The sequence below is a fragment of the Streptomyces triculaminicus genome, from assembly GCF_017349075.1.
Lineage (GTDB): Bacteria > Actinomycetota > Actinomycetes > Streptomycetales > Streptomycetaceae > Streptomyces > Streptomyces triculaminicus.
On the sequence record NZ_JAFMOF010000005.1, the window covers coordinates 40,553 to 55,720 of the forward strand.

The window sequence follows — 15,168 nt, forward strand, 5'->3', positions numbered from 1 at the left end:
CCATCGTGAGCAGGCATGACAACCGACAGGTATGCAGAAGTAAGTGCTCCGTTTCAACAACTCTCACCACAGACCCCTAAACCCCCTCCACGGTCTGATACTTTCCCTGCGCACGCCTCAAGCCGAGGCGGCATCCGGGGGGAACTCATGTACGGAAAACCCGCTCTGGGGACAGTCCTGCCCTTGGCAGGGCTGACGGCTGCCCCAGAAGTTCTGCCGGGCATACCCTTTGCCAGGGGAATGCAAGAAGCAGCGGGAGCAGGTTTTCTGCTCTACTGCGCGATAGCCGCCGCACTTCTTTCGGCAAAATTCTGGTTCGCACTGCGAAACTCCGGTGGCCGTTCATGATCACCGAAGTGATGCTGTGGTCGAGCATCGCCATCATCGTGATGGCCGGCTGCTACAACTCCACTCTCTTCGTCCTCTCGAGACGACGGATACGCCACGCCCGGGGGCCGCGCGCCGAACGTCTCTACGTCTTTCTCCTCGCCTGCCTGAACGAGGAGAAGGTGCTCGCGGAAAGCCTGGCCCGCATCACCTCGCTGCCGGCCGGCAACTTCATGGCCCTGGTCATCGACGACGCGTCCGACGACCGTACGGCCGACATCGCGCGGTCCGCCGCCCATTCCTCGTCGAACAGGGTGCGGCTGCTCCAGCGGCGGCTGCCGGACGCCCGCAAGGGCAAGGGCGCCGCCCTCAACGCCGGCATCCGTCACCTGCGCGAATCCGGCCTCCTGCGGGAGCACGACCCCGCCGACGTCATCGTCTGCGTCGTGGACGCCGACGGCCGCCTCGACCCGCACGTGGTGCAGGCGGTCGACCCCTACTTCGACGACCCGCGCACCGGCGGCACCCAGATCGGCGTGCGGATGTACAACCGGCACAAGGGGCTGCTCGCCCGGCTCCAGGACATGGAGTTCGTCATCTACGGCGACATCTTCCAGTCCGCCCGGCGCTACTTCGGCAGCGTCGGCATGGGCGGCAACGGCCAGTTCATGCGCCTGTCCGCGCTGGACAGCCTCATGGACGAGAGCGGCAACGGCCCCTGGAGCGACTCCCTGACGGAGGACCTCGACCTCGGGGTGCGCCTGATCGCCCGCGGCTGGACCAACCACCACTGCACCACCGCCGCCGTCTCCCAGCAGGCCGTCCTCGACGTCAAGCGCCTGGTGCGCCAGCGCTCGCGCTGGTTCCAGGGCCATCTGCAGTCGGCCGGACTGGTCCCGCTGATCCTGCGCGAGGTGCCCACCCGGGCCGCGGTGGACCTGCTCTACCACCTCTCCAGCCCGGTCCTGATCCTGCTCACCTCACTGCTGCCGCTGTCCTTCCTCATGGCCACCGGCGGCACCGTCGTCGGCTCGGTGCAGGCGGGACACCCGCTGTTCTCACCGATGTGGATCATCGGCCCGTACGTCCTGTCGTTCACCGCGGCGTACGCCTACGGCTGGGTCTACTCCCGGCGCGAGCGAGGGCTCGGGCTCGTGCGGTCGGTTCTGCTCTCGCACGTCTTCGTCCTCTACGGCTACATCTGGTTCGCCGCCGGATGGTGGGGGCTGTGGCGGATGCTCACGGGCAAGCAGACCTGGCTCAAGACCGCGCGCACCTGAGGCCCCGGCCGCTCCGCCACCTTCACGCAACGGCACGACATTTCCCCGAGGGAGACCCATGTCCCCGAACGTCATCACCACGCCCGTACGCGCCATGCTCGTCCTGGGCACCCGCCCCGAGGCCATCAAACTCGCGCCCGTGGCCCGTGCGATGGCCGCCTCGCCGCTCTTCGAACCCATCGTCGTCAGCACCGGCCAGCACCGCGAGATGCTCCAGCAGATGCTGGAACTCCTGCGGGTGCCCGCGAGCGTCGAGCTCGACGTGATGCGCGACCGCCAGGAGCTGTCCAAGCTGACGGCCCGGCTCGTGGACGGGCTCGGCGACGTCGTCCGCGCCGAGCGCCCCGACGTCGTCATCGTCCAGGGCGACACCACCACCGCCCTCACCGGCGCCCTCGCCGCGTTCTACGAGCACATCCCCGTCGCCCACGTCGAGGCCGGGCTGCGCACCGGAGTCCTGGACAACCCCTTCCCCGAGGAGCTCAACCGCCGTCTCATCGGCCGCACGGCACGCTGGCACTTCGCCCCCACCTCGCGCGCAGCCGGGCACCTGAAGGCCGAGGGCGTGCCGGACGCCGAGGTCTTCGTCACCGGCAACACCGTCATCGACAACCTGCTGTGGGTCCTCCAGGAGGGCACCGGCCGCGACCACTTCAGCACCGGTCTGCGGCGCGTCCTGGTCACCCTGCACCGCCGGGAGAACCAGGGCGACAAGATGCGCGCCATGGGCACGGCGCTGCGCCGCCTGGCGGACCGCGGCGACGTGGAGATCGTGCTGCCGCTCCACAAGAGCCCGGCCGTACGCGAGGCCCTGCTGCCCGAACTGACCGGCCACGCCCACATCCACGTCGTCGAGCCGCTGGACTACGTGGACTTCTCCGCCACCCTCGCCGGCTGCGACCTGGTGATGACCGATTCGGGCGGCATCCAGGAGGAGGCGCCGAGCCTGGGCAAGCCGGCCCTGGTGCTGCGGACGACCACCGAGCGGCCCGAGGCCGTCGAGGCGGGCGCGGCACGGCTGGTGGGCACCGAGCCGCAGGTCATCCTCGACGCGGCCATGCACCTGCTGGACGACGCCGCGGCGTACGAGCGGATGGCGAAGGCCGGCAACCCCTTCGGCGACGGGCACGCCACGGACCGCATCGTGGCGCAGCTCGCGGAGGACTTCGGCGCCGACGCCGACGCGACGCCCGCGCCCCGCCCGCTGGTCGTCACCCAGCCCGACGGTCCGGGGTCATACTCGACGGCATGACGAGAGTTCACCGGCTTCTCGCCCTCGCACTGCTCGCGGCCGCCGTGGTGGCGGGACTGGTCTTCGCGGTGAGCGCCATCTGGGAGGACAGCGGGGAGCCGGAGCGCCCGTGGGCCGAGGGATCGGTCCACGGGCCGTGGCGGTCGGTGTTCGACGGGCACGGCGAGAACATCGGCCGCCATGACGGCCTGGCCCTCTCCCCCAAGCCCGCCACGCGGGCGGAGGAGACCCACGCCGGCCTGATCGTCTCCACCCGGCAGTACGGGGACGTGGACTTCCACGCCCGGATGCGCACGATCGCCCAGCTGCGCACCCCCAAGCCCAACCCCTGGGAGGTGCCGTGGCTGGTGTGGGCGTACACCGATCCGGAGCACTTCTACTACATCACCCTCAAGCCGAACGGCTGGGAGCTGGGCAAGCGCGATCCCGCCTATCCCGGCGGACAGCGGTTCCTGGCGACCGGGGCCCAGCACTTCCCGCTCGGCAAGTCGTCGGACGTCCGGGTCGTCCAGTGGGGCGCCAAAATGGAGGTGAGCGTCGACGGCCGGGGGCTGGTGGCCTACGAGGACCGGGAGCGCCCGTACCTCAAGGGGAACGTGGGGGTGTACTCGGAGGACGCGCGGGTGGTGTTCAGCGACGTCTCGGCCCGTCCGCTGGAGTGACGGACGGCCGGAGTGACGGGCGACGCGTGGCGGCGCCCGCCTCGGGTCGGGGTTGAGGCGGGCGCCGTGTCACGGGGGCGTCGGACGGTCAGACGGTGAGCGCCCGGTCCGTCGGCCGGACCGGGGCCGGCAGGGTGCTGGTCCCGGTGAGGTGGCGGTCCACGCCGCGGGCGGCGGAGCGGCCCTCGGCGATGGCCCACACGATGAGGGACTGGCCGCGGCCGGCGTCACCGGCGACGAACACGCCGGGGACGTTGGTGGCGTAGTCGGCGTCGCGGGCGATGTTGCCGCGCTCGTCCAGTTCGAGGCCGAACTGCTCCACGAGACCGTTCTGCCGGTCGGTGCCGGTGAAACCCATCGCGAGGGTGACGAGCTGGGCCGGAATGCGACGCTCGGTGCCCGGCTTCTGCGTCAGCTTGCCCTCGACGAACTCGACCTCGACCAGGTGCAGCCACTGGACGTTGCCGTCCTCGTCGCCCTCGAAGTGGGTGGTGGAGACGGAGTACACCCGCTCACCGCCCTCCTCGTGGGCCGAGGTGACCTTGTAGAGCATGGGGAAGGTGGGCCAGGGCTGGCCCGCGTTCCGCTGCTCCCCCGGCCTGGGCATGATCTCCAGCTGGGTGACGGAGGCCGCGCCCTGGCGGTGGGCGGTGCCGACGCAGTCGGCGCCGGTGTCGCCGCCGCCGATGACGACGACGTGCTTGCCCTCGGCGGTGATCGGGGAGACCGTCAGGTCGCCCTCCTGCACCTTGTTGGCCAGTGGCAGGTACTCCATGGCGAAGTGGATGCCCGCCAGGTCGCGGCCGGGGACGGGCAGGTCGCGGGAGGTGGTGGCGCCGGCGGCGATGACGACGGCGTCGTAGCGCTTGCGCAGCTTGGCGGCGTCGATGTCGCGGCCGATCTCCACCTCGGTGCGGAACTTGGTGCCCTCCGCGCGCATCTGCTCGATGCGGCGGTTGATGTGCCGCTTCTCCATCTTGAACTCGGGGATGCCGTAGCGCAGCAGCCCGCCGATGCGGTCGGCGCGCTCGTAGACGGCGACCGTGTGGCCGGCCCGGGTCAGCTGCTGGGCGGCGGCGAGGCCGGCGGGGCCGGAGCCGATGACGGCGACGGTCTTGCCGGAGAGCCGCTCGGGCGGCTGCGGGGTGACGTCGCCGGTGTCCCAGGCCTTGTCGATGATGGTGACTTCGACGTTCTTGATGGTGACGGGCTGCTGGTTGATGCCGAGCACGCACGCGGACTCGCAGGGCGCGGGGCACAGGCGGCCGGTGAACTCGGGGAAGTTGTTGGTGGCGTGCAGCCGCTCGGACGCGGCGCTCCAGTCCTCGCGGTAGGCGTAGTCGTTCCACTCGGGGATGAGGTTCCCGAGCGGACAGCCGTTGTGGCAGAACGGGATGCCGCAGTCCATGCAGCGGCTCGCCTGCTTGCTGATGACCGGCAGGAGGGAGCCGGGGACGTAGACCTCGTTCCAGTCGCGGACGCGCTCCTCGACGGGACGGGTGCGGGCGACCTCGCGGTCGGTGGTCAGAAAGCCCTTCGGGTCAGCCATGGGTCGCCGCCTCCATCATCTTCTGGTGGGTCTCGGTCTCGGTGAGACCGGCTCGCTCGGCGGCGTCCTTGGCGGCGAGCACTGCCTTGTACGTGGCGGGCATGACCTTGCTGAAGCGGGTCACGGCCGTGTCCCAGTCGGCGAGGAGGGCCGCCGCGACGGTGGAGGCGGTCTCCTCGTGGTGGCGGCGCACCACGTCGTGCAGCCACTGCCGGTCGGCGTCGTCGAGGGTGTCGACGGCGGCGGCCAGCTCCTTGTTGACGTTGTCGGGGTCGAGGTCGACGACGTAGGCGACGCCGCCGGACATGCCGGCCGCGAAGTTGCGGCCGGTGGGGCCGAGGACGACGGCCCTGCCGCCGGTCATGTATTCGCAGCCGTGGTCGCCGACGCCCTCGGAGACGACGGTGGCGCCGGAGTTGCGGACGCAGAAGCGTTCGCCGACGATGCCGCGCAGGTAGAGCTCGCCGCCGGTGGCGCCGTAGGCGAGGGTGTTGCCGGCGATGGTGGAGTACTCGGCGAGGTGGTCGGCGCCGCGGTCGGGGCGGACGACGATCCGGCCGCCGGAGAGGCCCTTGCCGACGTAGTCGTTGGCGTCGCCCTCCAGGCGCAGGGTGACGCCGCGCGGCAGGAAGGCGCCGAAGGACTGGCCGGCGGAGCCGGTGAAGGTGATGTCGATGGTGTCGTCGGGCAGGCCGGCGCCGCCGTACCGCTTGGTCACCTCGTGGCCCAGCATGGTGCCGACGGTGCGGTTGATGTTGCGGATGGGCAGCTGGGCGCGGACGGGCTGGGGGGCCTCGTCGCCGACGGTGTCGAGGGCGTCGGCGGCGAGCTTGATCAGCTGGTTGTCGAGCGCCTTGGCCAGGCCGTGGTCCTGTGCGGTGGTGCGGTGGCGGACGGCGCCCGCGGGCAGGTCCGGCACGTGCAGCAGGGGCTCGAGGTCCAGGCCCTGGGCCTTCCAGTGACCGACGGCCCGGCCCGTGTCGAGGAGTTCGGCGTGGCCGACGGCCTCCTCGAGGGTGCGGAAGCCCAGCTCGGCGAGGATCTCGCGGACCTCCTCGGCGATGAACTCGAAGAAGTTGACGACGAATTCGGCCTTGCCGGAGAACCGCTCGCGCAGGACGGGGTTCTGGGTGGCGATGCCCACGGGGCAGGTGTCGAGGTGGCAGACGCGCATCATGACGCAGCCGGAGACGACGAGGGGGGCGGTGGCGAAGCCGAACTCCTCGGCGCCGAGGAGGGCGGCGATGATCACGTCGCGGCCGGTCTTGAGCTGGCCGTCGGTCTGCACGACGATGCGGTCGCGCAGCCCGTTGAGCAGCAGGGTCTGCTGGGTCTCGGCGAGGCCGAGCTCCCAGGGGCCGCCCGCGTGCTTGAGGCTCGTCAGCGGGGAGGCGCCGGTGCCGCCGTCGTGGCCGGAGATCAGGACGACGTCGGCGTGGGCCTTGGAGACGCCCGCCGCGACCGTGCCGACGCCGACCTCGGAGACCAGCTTCACATGGATGCGGGCCGCGGGGTTGGCGTTCTTGAGGTCGTGGATGAGCTGGGCGAGGTCCTCGATGGAGTAGATGTCGTGGTGCGGGGGCGGCGAGATCAGGCCGACGCCGGGGGTGGAGTGCCGGGTCTTCGCGACCCAGGGGTAGACCTTGTGGCCGGGCAGCTGGCCGCCCTCGCCGGGCTTGGCGCCCTGGGCCATCTTGATCTGGATGTCGTCGGAGTTGACGAGGTATTCGCTGGTGACGCCGAAGCGGCCGGAGGCCACCTGCTTGATGCTGGAGCGGCGCGCGGGGTCGTAGAGGCGCTCGGGGTCCTCGCCGCCCTCACCGGTGTTGGACTTGGCGCCCAGCCGGTTCATGGCGATGGCGAGGGTCTCGTGGGCCTCCTGGGAGATGGACCCGTAGGACATGGCGCCGGTGGAGAAGCGCTTGACGATGGCGGCGACCGGCTCGACCTCCTCGAGCGGGATCGAGGGGCGGTCGCTCTTGAAGGAGAACAGGCCGCGCAGCGTCATCAGCCGCTCGGACTGCTCGTTCACGCGCTGCGTGTACTGCTTGAAGATGTCGTAGCGGCGGGCACGGGTGGAGTGCTGGAGCCGGAAGACGGTGTCGGGGTCGAAGAGGTGCGGCTCGCCCTCGCGCCGCCACTGGTACTCGCCGCCGATGTCGAGGCGGCGGTGGGTGGCCGCGATGCCGGTGGCGGGGTAGGCCTTGGCGTGGCGGGCGGCGACCTCCTTGGCGACGACGTCCAGGCCGGCGCCGCCGATCTTGGTGGCGGTGCCGTGGAAGTAGGTGTCGACGAAGGTCTCGTCCAGGCCGACGGCCTCGAAGACCTGGGCGCCGCGGTAGGAGGCGACGGTGGAGATGCCCATCTTGGACATCACCTTGAGCACGCCCTTGCCGAGCGCCTTGATGAGGTTGCGGATGGCGTCCTCGGGGGCGGTGTCCGGCAGGAACGTGCCCGCGCGGACCAGGTCCTCGACGGACTCCATGGCCAGGTACGGGTTCACCGCCGCCGCGCCGTAACCGATGAGCAGCGCGACGTGGTGGACCTCGCGGACGTCGCCGGCCTCGACCAGCAGGCCCACCTGGGTGCGCTGCTTGGTACGGATGAGGTGGTGGTGGATCGCGGAGGTCAGCAGCAGCGACGGGATGGGGGCGTGCTCGGCGTCGGAGTGCCGGTCGGAGAGCACGATGAGGCGGGCGCCGTCGGCGATGGCGGCGTCGGCCTCGGCGCACATCGCCGCGAGGCGGGCGGCGAGCGCCTCGCCGCCGCCGGAGACGCGGTAGAGGCCGGAGAGGGTGGCGGCCTTGAGGCCGGGCAGGTCGCCGTCGGCGTTGATGTGGATGAGCTTGGCGAGCTCGTCGTTGTCGATGACGGGGAACGGCAGGGTGACGCTGCGACAGGACGCGGCGGTGGGGTCGAGCAGGTTGCGCTGCGGGCCGAGGGAGGAGATCAGCGAGGTGACGAGCTCCTCGCGGATGGCGTCCAGCGGCGGGTTGGTGACCTGCGCGAAGAGCTGGGTGAAGTAGTCGAAGAGCAGCCGCGGCCGCTCGGACAGCGCGGCGATCGGCGAGTCGGTGCCCATGGAGCCGATCGGCTCGGCGCCGGAGGCGGCCATGGGCGCCAGGATGACGCGCAGCTCCTCCTCGGTGTAGCCGAAGGTCTGCTGGCGGCGGGTGACCGAGGCGTGGGTGTGCACGATGTGCTCGCGCTCGGGGAGGTCGGCGAGGTCGATGAGACCGGCCTCCAGCCACTCCTGGTAGGGCTGTTCGGCGGCGAGGGCGGCCTTGATCTCGTCGTCCTCGATGATGCGGTGGCCCTCGGTGTCGACGAGGAACATCCGGCCGGGCTGCAGGCGGCCCTTGCGGACGACCTTGGCGGGGTCGATGTCCAGGACGCCGACCTCGGAGGAGAGCACGACCAGGCCGTCGTCGGTGACCCAGTAGCGGCCGGGGCGCAGGCCGTTGCGGTCGAGGACGGCGCCGACGAGGGTGCCGTCGGTGAAGGTGACGCAGGCCGGGCCGTCCCAGGGCTCCATCAGGGTGGAGTGGTACTGGTAGAAGGCGCGCCGGGCCGGGTCCATGGAGGCGTGGTTCTCCCAGGCCTCGGGGATCATCATCAGCACGCTGTGCGGCAGCGAGCGCCCGCCGAGGTGGAGGAGCTCGAGGACCTCGTCGAAGGAGGCGGAGTCGGAGGCGTCGGGGGTGCAGACCGGGAAGAGGCGGTCGATGTTCCCGTCGGCGCCGAACAGCTCGCTCGCCAGCTGGGATTCGCGGGCGCGCATCCAGTTGCGGTTGCCCTTGACCGTGTTGATCTCGCCGTTGTGGGCGACGAAGCGGTACGGGTGGGCGAGCGGCCAGCTCGGGAACGTGTTGGTGGAGAACCGCGAGTGCACCAGCGCGATGGCGGTGGCGCAGCGGCGGTCGGAGAGGTCCGGGAAGAACGGCTCGAGCTGCCCGGTGGTGAGCATGCCCTTGTAGACGATGGTGCGGGCGGACAGGGAGGGGAAGTACATGTCCGCCTCGCGCTCGGCGCGCTTGCGCAGGACGAAGGCCTTGCGGTCGAGGGCGAGCCCCGACGCCTCGCCGGCGGCGTCCGCGACGAACAGCTGCCGGAAGACGGGCATGGTGGCGCGGGCGCCGGCGCCCAGCAGGTCGGGGGCGACGGGGACGTCGCGCCAGCCGAGGACGGCGAGGCCCTCCGCAGCGGCGATCGTCTCGATCTGCGAGACGGCGGCGGCCGCTTCCTGGTCGTCCGCCGGGAGGAAGCCGATGCCGACGGCGTACGCGCCGGCCTCGGGGAGGGCGAAGCCGACGCTCTCGCGCAGGAAGGCGTCGGGGACCTGCAGCAGGATGCCCGCGCCGTCGCCGGAGTCGGGGTCCGAGCCGGTGGCGCCCCGGTGCTCCATGTTGCGCAGGACGGTGAGCGCCTGTTCCACGAGCTCGTGGCTCGCCTCGCCGGTGAGAGTCGCGACAAAGCCGACGCCGCAGGCGTCGTGCTCGTTGCGCGGGTCGTACATCCCCTGCGGGGCGGGGTGGGATGCGTGGCGCATCGGCGCTCCCGTCGTCGTCTGGCAGTCATGTCAGAGGCATGTGCCGAGGGACGACGCTGGCCCTCCGCTGAAAAGTTCGTGCAGATTACATGATGGGCGGCTTCTCGAAAAGTGGAAGCCTCGGTCCATCATCTGGACACCCGGATGCGGAGCGGAGCGCCTGGAGGCCTTGGGATCACCAGGCCCGGTCGCGCCGAAGAGAATTGCGCAAGGGGGCGGCGTTGCCCGCTGCGCTACCGGATTGTGCCCTGTGGGCGAGGAGCTGAAACCGCGAAGAAACCTGCACGTTATGCGGTTGCCCGCATAAGCATCACCCGACAGCGGTGCCGAAGGCAATACCGAGGAGGTAAGTCACACCCGCCGCCGCACCGCCGAGCAGCAGCTGACGCAGCCCGCTGAACCACCACGACCGGGCCGTCACCCGCGCCACGACGGCGCCGCAGGCGAAGAGACCGAGCAGCGCCAGCAGCACGGCGGGCCACAGCCGGGTGGCGCCCAGCAGGTAGGGCAGCAGGGGCAGCAGCGCGCCCAGCGCGAAGGAACCGAACGAGGACGCGGCGGCGACCGTCGGCGAGGGCAGGTCGGAGGGGTCGATGCCGAGCTCCTCGCGGGCGTGGATCTCCAGCGCCTGCTCGGGGTCCTTCGACAGCTGCCGCGCGACCTCGCGGGCCAGCTTGGGCTCGACGCCGCGCGACTCGTAGAGCGCGGCGAGCTCCTCCAGCTCGTCGGCCGGGTGCTTGCGCAGCTCGCGCCGCTCCACGTCCAGCTCGGCCAGCACCAGCTCGCGCTGGGAGGCCACCGAGGTGTACTCGCCGGCGGCCATCGAGAACGCGCCCGCCGCCAGGCCCGCCAGGCCGGCGATCACGATCGCGTCCGAGGACGCCGACCCGCCGGCGACACCCGTCATCAGGGCCACGTTGGAGACCAGCCCGTCCATGGCGCCGAACACGGCGGGTCGCAGCCAGCCGCCGTTCACATCGCGGTGCGTGTGGTTGTCACGGTGGGCGATATGCGTCTCCGCGGCCGTATCGAGGACAGCCATTGCTCCGGGTGCTCCCTTCCCCAGGGGCACGGGCCCACGGCCCCCGCCCCTCTTGTGTCGCTTACGGGTCGAAGGTACGCGCGTTCGAGGGTGATCCGCTAGCAAGGCAGGCCGTACTAACCACGCTGACCTGCTGGTTTTTAGCGGCGAGACGACGAAAAGCCCCCACGGCACAGGCCGTGGGGGCTGGGGCGACGCGCCGCGCGCGTCAGGGCTTCTTCGGACCGGCGGGCTTGGGGGCGGCGTCCGGGGAACCCTTGACGTCCTTGGGGGGCTCCTTGACGTCCTTGACCGGCTCCTTGGCGGGCTCCTTGACGTCCTTGGCACCGTTGACCGGCTTCGTGGCGGGCTCCTTGACGGACCCCTTGCCGTCCTTCGCTCCGCCGTCGACGGCGGCCGCGTCCTCGGCGGCGCCCGGCTCCACGACCGTCTCGCGGCCCGGCGCCTTCTTCGCCGAGATCACGATGTAGGCCACCGCCGCGAGGAAGACCAGGATCGACGTCCAGCCGTTCAGGCGCAGGCCCAGCACGTGGTGGGCCTCGTCGACACGCAGGTACTCGGTCCAGAAGCGCCCGACGGTGTAGGCGGCCACGTACAGGGCGAAGGCCCGGCCGTGCCCGAGCTTGAACCGCCGGTCCGCGAAGATCACCAGCGCCGCGACGGCCAGGCACCACAGGGACTCGTAGAGGAACGTCGGGTGGTACGTGCCCGCGACGCGCCCGATGGCCGGGTCGGCGTCGATCTTCAGCGCCCAGGGCAGGTCCGTGGGCTTGCCGTACAGCTCCTGGTTGAACCAGTTGCCCCAGCGCCCGATGGCCTGGGCGACGGCGATGCCGGGCGCGATGGCGTCCGCGTACGCCGGCAGCGGGATCCCCCGCCGGCGGCAGCCGATCCACGCGCCGACCGCGCCCAGCGCGATGGCGCCCCAGATGCCGAGGCCGCCCTCCCAGACCTTGAAGGCGTTCACCCAGTTCCGGCCCGGGCCGAAGTAGAGCTCGTAGTCGGTGATCACGTGATAGAGACGCCCGCCGACCAGGCCGAAGGGCACCGCCCACACGGCGATGTCGGCCACCGTCCCGGCCCGGCCGCCCCGCGCGATCCAGCGTCGGTTGCCGAGCCAGACGGCGGCGAAGACACCGATGATGATGCAGAAGGCGTAGCCGCGCAGCGGGACCGGCCCGAGGTGGATCACGCCGGTCGAGGGGCTGGGAATGTATGCGAGTTCCATGGCAGGTAAGAACCTACCTCGTGGCGGCGCCAAGTCCCAGGGCGGCCTTTTCGGCCCGTGACCCACGGTAGCCCCCGCCTCACGGACGCGGGGGCCTTGGCGTCGACGGCGGGGCCGCGGCGCCCCCGTCGACGGCCTCGGGCCCCGGCTCAGCCCTTCTGCGCCTCCGCGACCATCTCGCGGAACTTCTGCGGGGTGAGCGGAGTGGTCGGGCCGTAGATGCTCTTGCCGTTCAGCAGGACGGTGGGGGTGCCCTGGAGGCCCGAGGTGCTGAAGGTGTTCTGGGACTTCTGGACCCAGCTGTTGTGGGTGCCGCCCTCGACGCACCGCTTGAACGCCGGGCTGTTCAGGCCGACCTTGTCCGCCAGCTCCAGCAGGCGGTCCTTCTTACCGAAGGCGTCGTCGGTCTCCGGCGGCTGGTTCTTGTACAGCTCGTCGTGGTACGCGGTGAACTTCCCGGCGTCCTGGGCGCACGCCGCCGCGTTGGCGGCGTGCAGCGAGCCGGTGCCGGGGATGTTCTTGTCGATCAGCGTGACCAGGTGGTACTCGGACTTCAACCGGCCCTTCGCCTCCAGGTCGTGGACCGTGTCGCGGTAGCCGTTCTCGAACAGGGCGCAGGCGGGGCAGCGGAAGTCCTCGTAGACGGCGAGGGTGGCCTTGGCCTCGGGCTTGCCCACGGGGATGGCCAGGTTGTCCTTGCCCATGGCGCCCTGGGGGGCGACCAGCGGTCCGGAGGTCTGCTGTTTGTTGTCCTTGCCGCCGCCGGAAGAGGCCACCAGGGCGGCGACCCCGGCGCCCCCGCCGAGGACGACGGCCACCGCGACACCCGCGATCAGGGCCCTCTTGCGTTTGACGCGGGCCTGCTCCCGCTCGCGCTGTTCCTGCAGCCGCTCGCGGGCGCTGCGCTTTCCGTCGCTGTTCTTCTGGCTCACATCCCCCTACAACGAACCGGGGGCGCGCCGTGCGCGCCCCCGGCCGTCGTTTCCTCCCAAAGGGTTACGCGCGCTTGCGTACGCCCTCTGCCAGTTCACCCGCGAGGGTACGGACCGCCGCCAGGCCCGACTCCAGGTCGGGGGCGTCCAGCAGCCGCTTGACGAAGGCCGAGCCGACGATCACGCCGTCCGCGAACTGGGCCACCTCGGCCGCCTGTTCGGGGGTGGAGACGCCGAGGCCGACGCAGACGGGCAGGTCGGTGACGGCCCGGGTGCGGCGCACCAGCTCCTGGGCCTCCTGGCCGACGGACTCCCGGGTGCCGGTGACGCCCATCAGGGACGCGGCGTAGACGAAGCCGCTGCCCGCCGCGGTGATCTTGGCGAGGCGTTCGTCGCGGCTGCTGGGCGCGACGACGAACACCGTGGCCAGGCCGTGCTGTTCGGCGGCCTTGCGCCAGACCTCGGACTCCTCCACCGGCAGGTCGGGCAGGATGCAGCCCGCTCCCCCGGCGGCCGCGAGGTCGGCGGCGAACCGCTCGGCGCCGTAGCGGTCGACGGGGTTCCAGTAGGTCATGCACAGCACGGGCGCGCCGGTGATCTCGTGCGCCTCCTTCACCGTGCGGATGACGTCGGCGATCCTGATGCCGCCGCGCAGGGCGATGTCGTCGGCGGTCTGGATGACCGGCCCGTCCAGGACCGGGTCGCTGTGCGGCAGGCCGATCTCGACGACGTCGCAGCCGCCGTCGAGCATGGCGGTGACCGCCCGCACGCCGTCCGCCACGGTCGGGAAGCCGGCCGGGAGGTAGCCCACGAGCGCGGCGCGGTTCTCGGCCTTGGCCGCGGCCAGGACGGAGCTCAGGAGTTCGATGTTGCCCGCCATCACTTCGCCCCCGCCGTGTCGTTGTCGTACAGCCCGAAGTAACGCGCCGCCGTGTCCATGTCCTTGTCGCCGCGCCCGGAGAGGTTGACCAGGATCAGCCCGTCCGGGCCGAGCTCGCGGCCGAGCTCCAGGGCGCCGGCGAGCGCGTGGGCGCTCTCGATGGCCGGGATGATGCCCTCGGTGCGCGAGAGCAGGCGCAGCGCCTGCATGGCGTCGTCGTCGGTGACGGCGCGGTACTCGGCGCGGCCGGTGTCCTTGAGGTAGGAGTGCTCGGGGCCGATGCCGGGGTAGTCCAGGCCGGCGGAGATGGAGTACGGCTCGGTGATCTGGCCGTCCTCGTCCTGCAGGACGTAGCTGCGGGAGCCGTGGAGGATGCCGGGGGTGCCCTGGGTGAGGGTCGCGGCGTGCTCGCCGGTCTCGACGCCGTGGCCGCCCGGCTCGCAGCCGATCAGGCGCACGCTCTCGTCGGGGAGGAAGGCGTGGAAGAGGCCGATGGCGTTGGAGCCGCCGCCGACACAGGCCACGGCGGCGTCCGGCAGGCGGCCGGCGCGCTCGATGATCTGGCGGCGGGCCTCGACGCCGATGACCCGGTGGAAGTCGCGGACCAGGGCCGGGAAGGGGTGGGGGCCGGCGACCGTGCCGAAGAGGTAGTGGGTGCGGTCGACGTTGGCGACCCAGTCGCGGAAGGCCTCGTTGATGGCGTCCTTGAGGGTGCGGCTGCCGGACTTCACGGCGACGACCTCGGCGCCGAGCATCCGCATCCGGGCGACGTTGAGGGCCTGCCGCTGGGTGTCGACCTCGCCCATGTAGATGGTGCACTCGAGGCCGAAGAGGGCGCAGGCCGTCGCGGTCGCCACGCCGTGCTGGCCGGCGCCGGTCTCGGCGATGACGCGGGTCTTGCCCATGCGCCGGGTGAGCAGGGCCTGGCCCAGCACGTTGTTGATCTTGTGGGAGCCGGTGTGGTTGAGGTCCTCGCGCTTGAGGAACACCCGGGCGCCGCCCGCGTGTTCGGCGAAGCGCCGCACCTCGGTGAGGGCGCTGGGGCGCCCGGTGTAGTTGACCATCAGGTCGTTGAGCTCGGCGGCGAAGGCGGGGTCGGCCTTGGCCTTCTCGTACTCGGCGGCGACCTCGTCGACGGCGGCGACGAGGGCCTCGGGGATGAACTTGCCGCCGAACGCGCCGAAGTAGCCGGAGGCGTTCGGCACCTGACCTTCGGGGTCGGGCACGAAGAATTCGCTGGGCATGCCTGATCTCCTCAAGGAGAAGCGTGGGATGACGGTGTGACTGAGCGAGCGATCGGCTCAGCTACGCCATCGGCGCCCGTTGACCTGCCCCGGCTCACAGCCGATGTGGTACCTCACCCGGCGCCCGCGGACGCGGCGCGCGGGCGCGCGGCAGCCACGGGGGCGGCAGCCCCGGGCCAGGCGCGCGTAGGCGTTCCCGGCCGCGGGCACGCCGGCGGGGGCC

Annotated in this window: 10 protein-coding genes; 3 read left to right on the forward strand and 7 right to left on the reverse strand. The window is 71.4% G+C overall.

Annotated elements, in window-relative coordinates; translation table 11 throughout:
• The first annotated feature begins 344 nt into the window (after window positions 1-344).
• The 3 genes from J1792_RS28510 to J1792_RS28520 are packed head-to-tail and all read left to right on the forward strand — an operon-like array spanning window position 345 to window position 3,521.
• On the forward strand, window positions 345-1,607 hold the full coding sequence (locus J1792_RS28510; RefSeq protein ID WP_086570957.1) for a glycosyltransferase: 1,263 nt from the start codon (window positions 345-347) through the stop codon (window positions 1,605-1,607).
• 58 nt (window positions 1,608-1,665) lie between these two features.
• Window positions 1,666-2,859: a non-hydrolyzing UDP-N-acetylglucosamine 2-epimerase gene (gene wecB / locus J1792_RS28515; RefSeq protein WP_242646798.1), complete on the forward strand. Its 1,194-nt coding sequence runs from the start codon at window positions 1,666-1,668 to the stop codon at window positions 2,857-2,859.
• Window positions 2,856-3,521, forward strand: a complete 666-nt coding sequence (locus tag J1792_RS28520; RefSeq protein WP_086570959.1) for a calcium-binding protein — start codon at window positions 2,856-2,858, stop codon at window positions 3,519-3,521. Before wecB ends, J1792_RS28520 begins: the two co-directional genes overlap by 4 nt.
• An 88-nt stretch (window positions 3,522-3,609) precedes the next feature.
• On the opposite strand, the gene J1792_RS28525 is transcribed toward J1792_RS28520, so the two are convergent.
• From J1792_RS28525 to trpB, 7 genes are all read right to left on the reverse strand, one after another.
• On the reverse strand, window positions 3,610-5,070 hold the full coding sequence (locus J1792_RS28525; protein WP_086570961.1) for a glutamate synthase subunit beta: 1,461 nt from the start codon (window positions 5,068-5,070) through the stop codon (window positions 3,610-3,612).
• The gene (gene gltB / locus J1792_RS28530) at window positions 5,063-9,619 is read right to left on the reverse strand and encodes a glutamate synthase large subunit (RefSeq protein WP_086570963.1); all 4,557 of its coding nucleotides are present in this window, start codon (window positions 9,617-9,619) and stop codon (window positions 5,063-5,065) included. Before gltB ends, J1792_RS28525 begins: the two co-directional genes overlap by 8 nt.
• A gap of 310 nt (window positions 9,620-9,929) precedes the next feature.
• Window positions 9,930-10,661, reverse strand: a complete 732-nt coding sequence (locus J1792_RS28535; RefSeq protein ID WP_086570965.1) for a VIT1/CCC1 transporter family protein — start codon at window positions 10,659-10,661, stop codon at window positions 9,930-9,932.
• Window positions 10,662-10,869: 208 nt separating this feature from the next.
• Window positions 10,870-11,889 (reverse strand): prolipoprotein diacylglyceryl transferase, encoded by a 1,020-nt coding sequence (lgt, locus tag J1792_RS28540; protein WP_207248520.1) that lies wholly within the window; start codon window positions 11,887-11,889, stop codon window positions 10,870-10,872.
• A 149-nt stretch (window positions 11,890-12,038) separates the two neighbouring features.
• Window positions 12,039-12,821 (reverse strand): DsbA family protein, encoded by a 783-nt coding sequence (locus tag J1792_RS28545; RefSeq protein WP_207248521.1) that lies wholly within the window; start codon window positions 12,819-12,821, stop codon window positions 12,039-12,041.
• Window positions 12,822-12,885: 64 nt separating this feature from the next.
• A complete protein-coding gene (gene trpA, locus J1792_RS28550; RefSeq protein WP_086570971.1) occupies window positions 12,886-13,701 on the reverse strand; it encodes a tryptophan synthase subunit alpha in 816 nt (271 codons plus the stop codon).
• A complete protein-coding gene (gene trpB / locus J1792_RS28555; RefSeq protein WP_207248522.1) occupies window positions 13,701-14,945 on the reverse strand; it encodes a tryptophan synthase subunit beta in 1,245 nt (414 codons plus the stop codon). The genes trpA and trpB overlap by 1 nt, the downstream gene beginning before the upstream one ends.
• Between the last annotated feature and the right edge of the window lie 223 nt (window positions 14,946-15,168).

Excerpts from the sequence above, each read along its gene's own strand:
- gltB (WP_086570963.1), bottom strand. The coding sequence starts at position 9,619 with ATGCGCCACGCATCCCACCCCGCCCCGCAGGGGATGTACGACCCGCGC.
- J1792_RS28525 (WP_086570961.1), bottom strand. The coding sequence starts at position 5,070 with ATGGCTGACCCGAAGGGCTTTCTGACCACCGACCGCGAGGTCGCCCGC.
- J1792_RS28535 (WP_086570965.1), bottom strand. The coding sequence starts at position 10,661 with ATGGCTGTCCTCGATACGGCCGCGGAGACGCATATCGCCCACCGTGAC.
- J1792_RS28520 (WP_086570959.1), top strand. The coding sequence starts at position 2,856 with ATGACGAGAGTTCACCGGCTTCTCGCCCTCGCACTGCTCGCGGCCGCC.
- J1792_RS28510 (WP_086570957.1), top strand. The coding sequence starts at position 345 with ATGATCACCGAAGTGATGCTGTGGTCGAGCATCGCCATCATCGTGATG.
- trpB (WP_207248522.1), bottom strand. The coding sequence starts at position 14,945 with ATGCCCAGCGAATTCTTCGTGCCCGACCCCGAAGGTCAGGTGCCGAAC.
- wecB (WP_242646798.1), top strand. The coding sequence starts at position 1,666 with ATGTCCCCGAACGTCATCACCACGCCCGTACGCGCCATGCTCGTCCTG.
- trpA (WP_086570971.1), bottom strand. The coding sequence starts at position 13,701 with ATGGCGGGCAACATCGAACTCCTGAGCTCCGTCCTGGCCGCGGCCAAG.
- lgt (WP_207248520.1), bottom strand. The coding sequence starts at position 11,889 with ATGGAACTCGCATACATTCCCAGCCCCTCGACCGGCGTGATCCACCTC.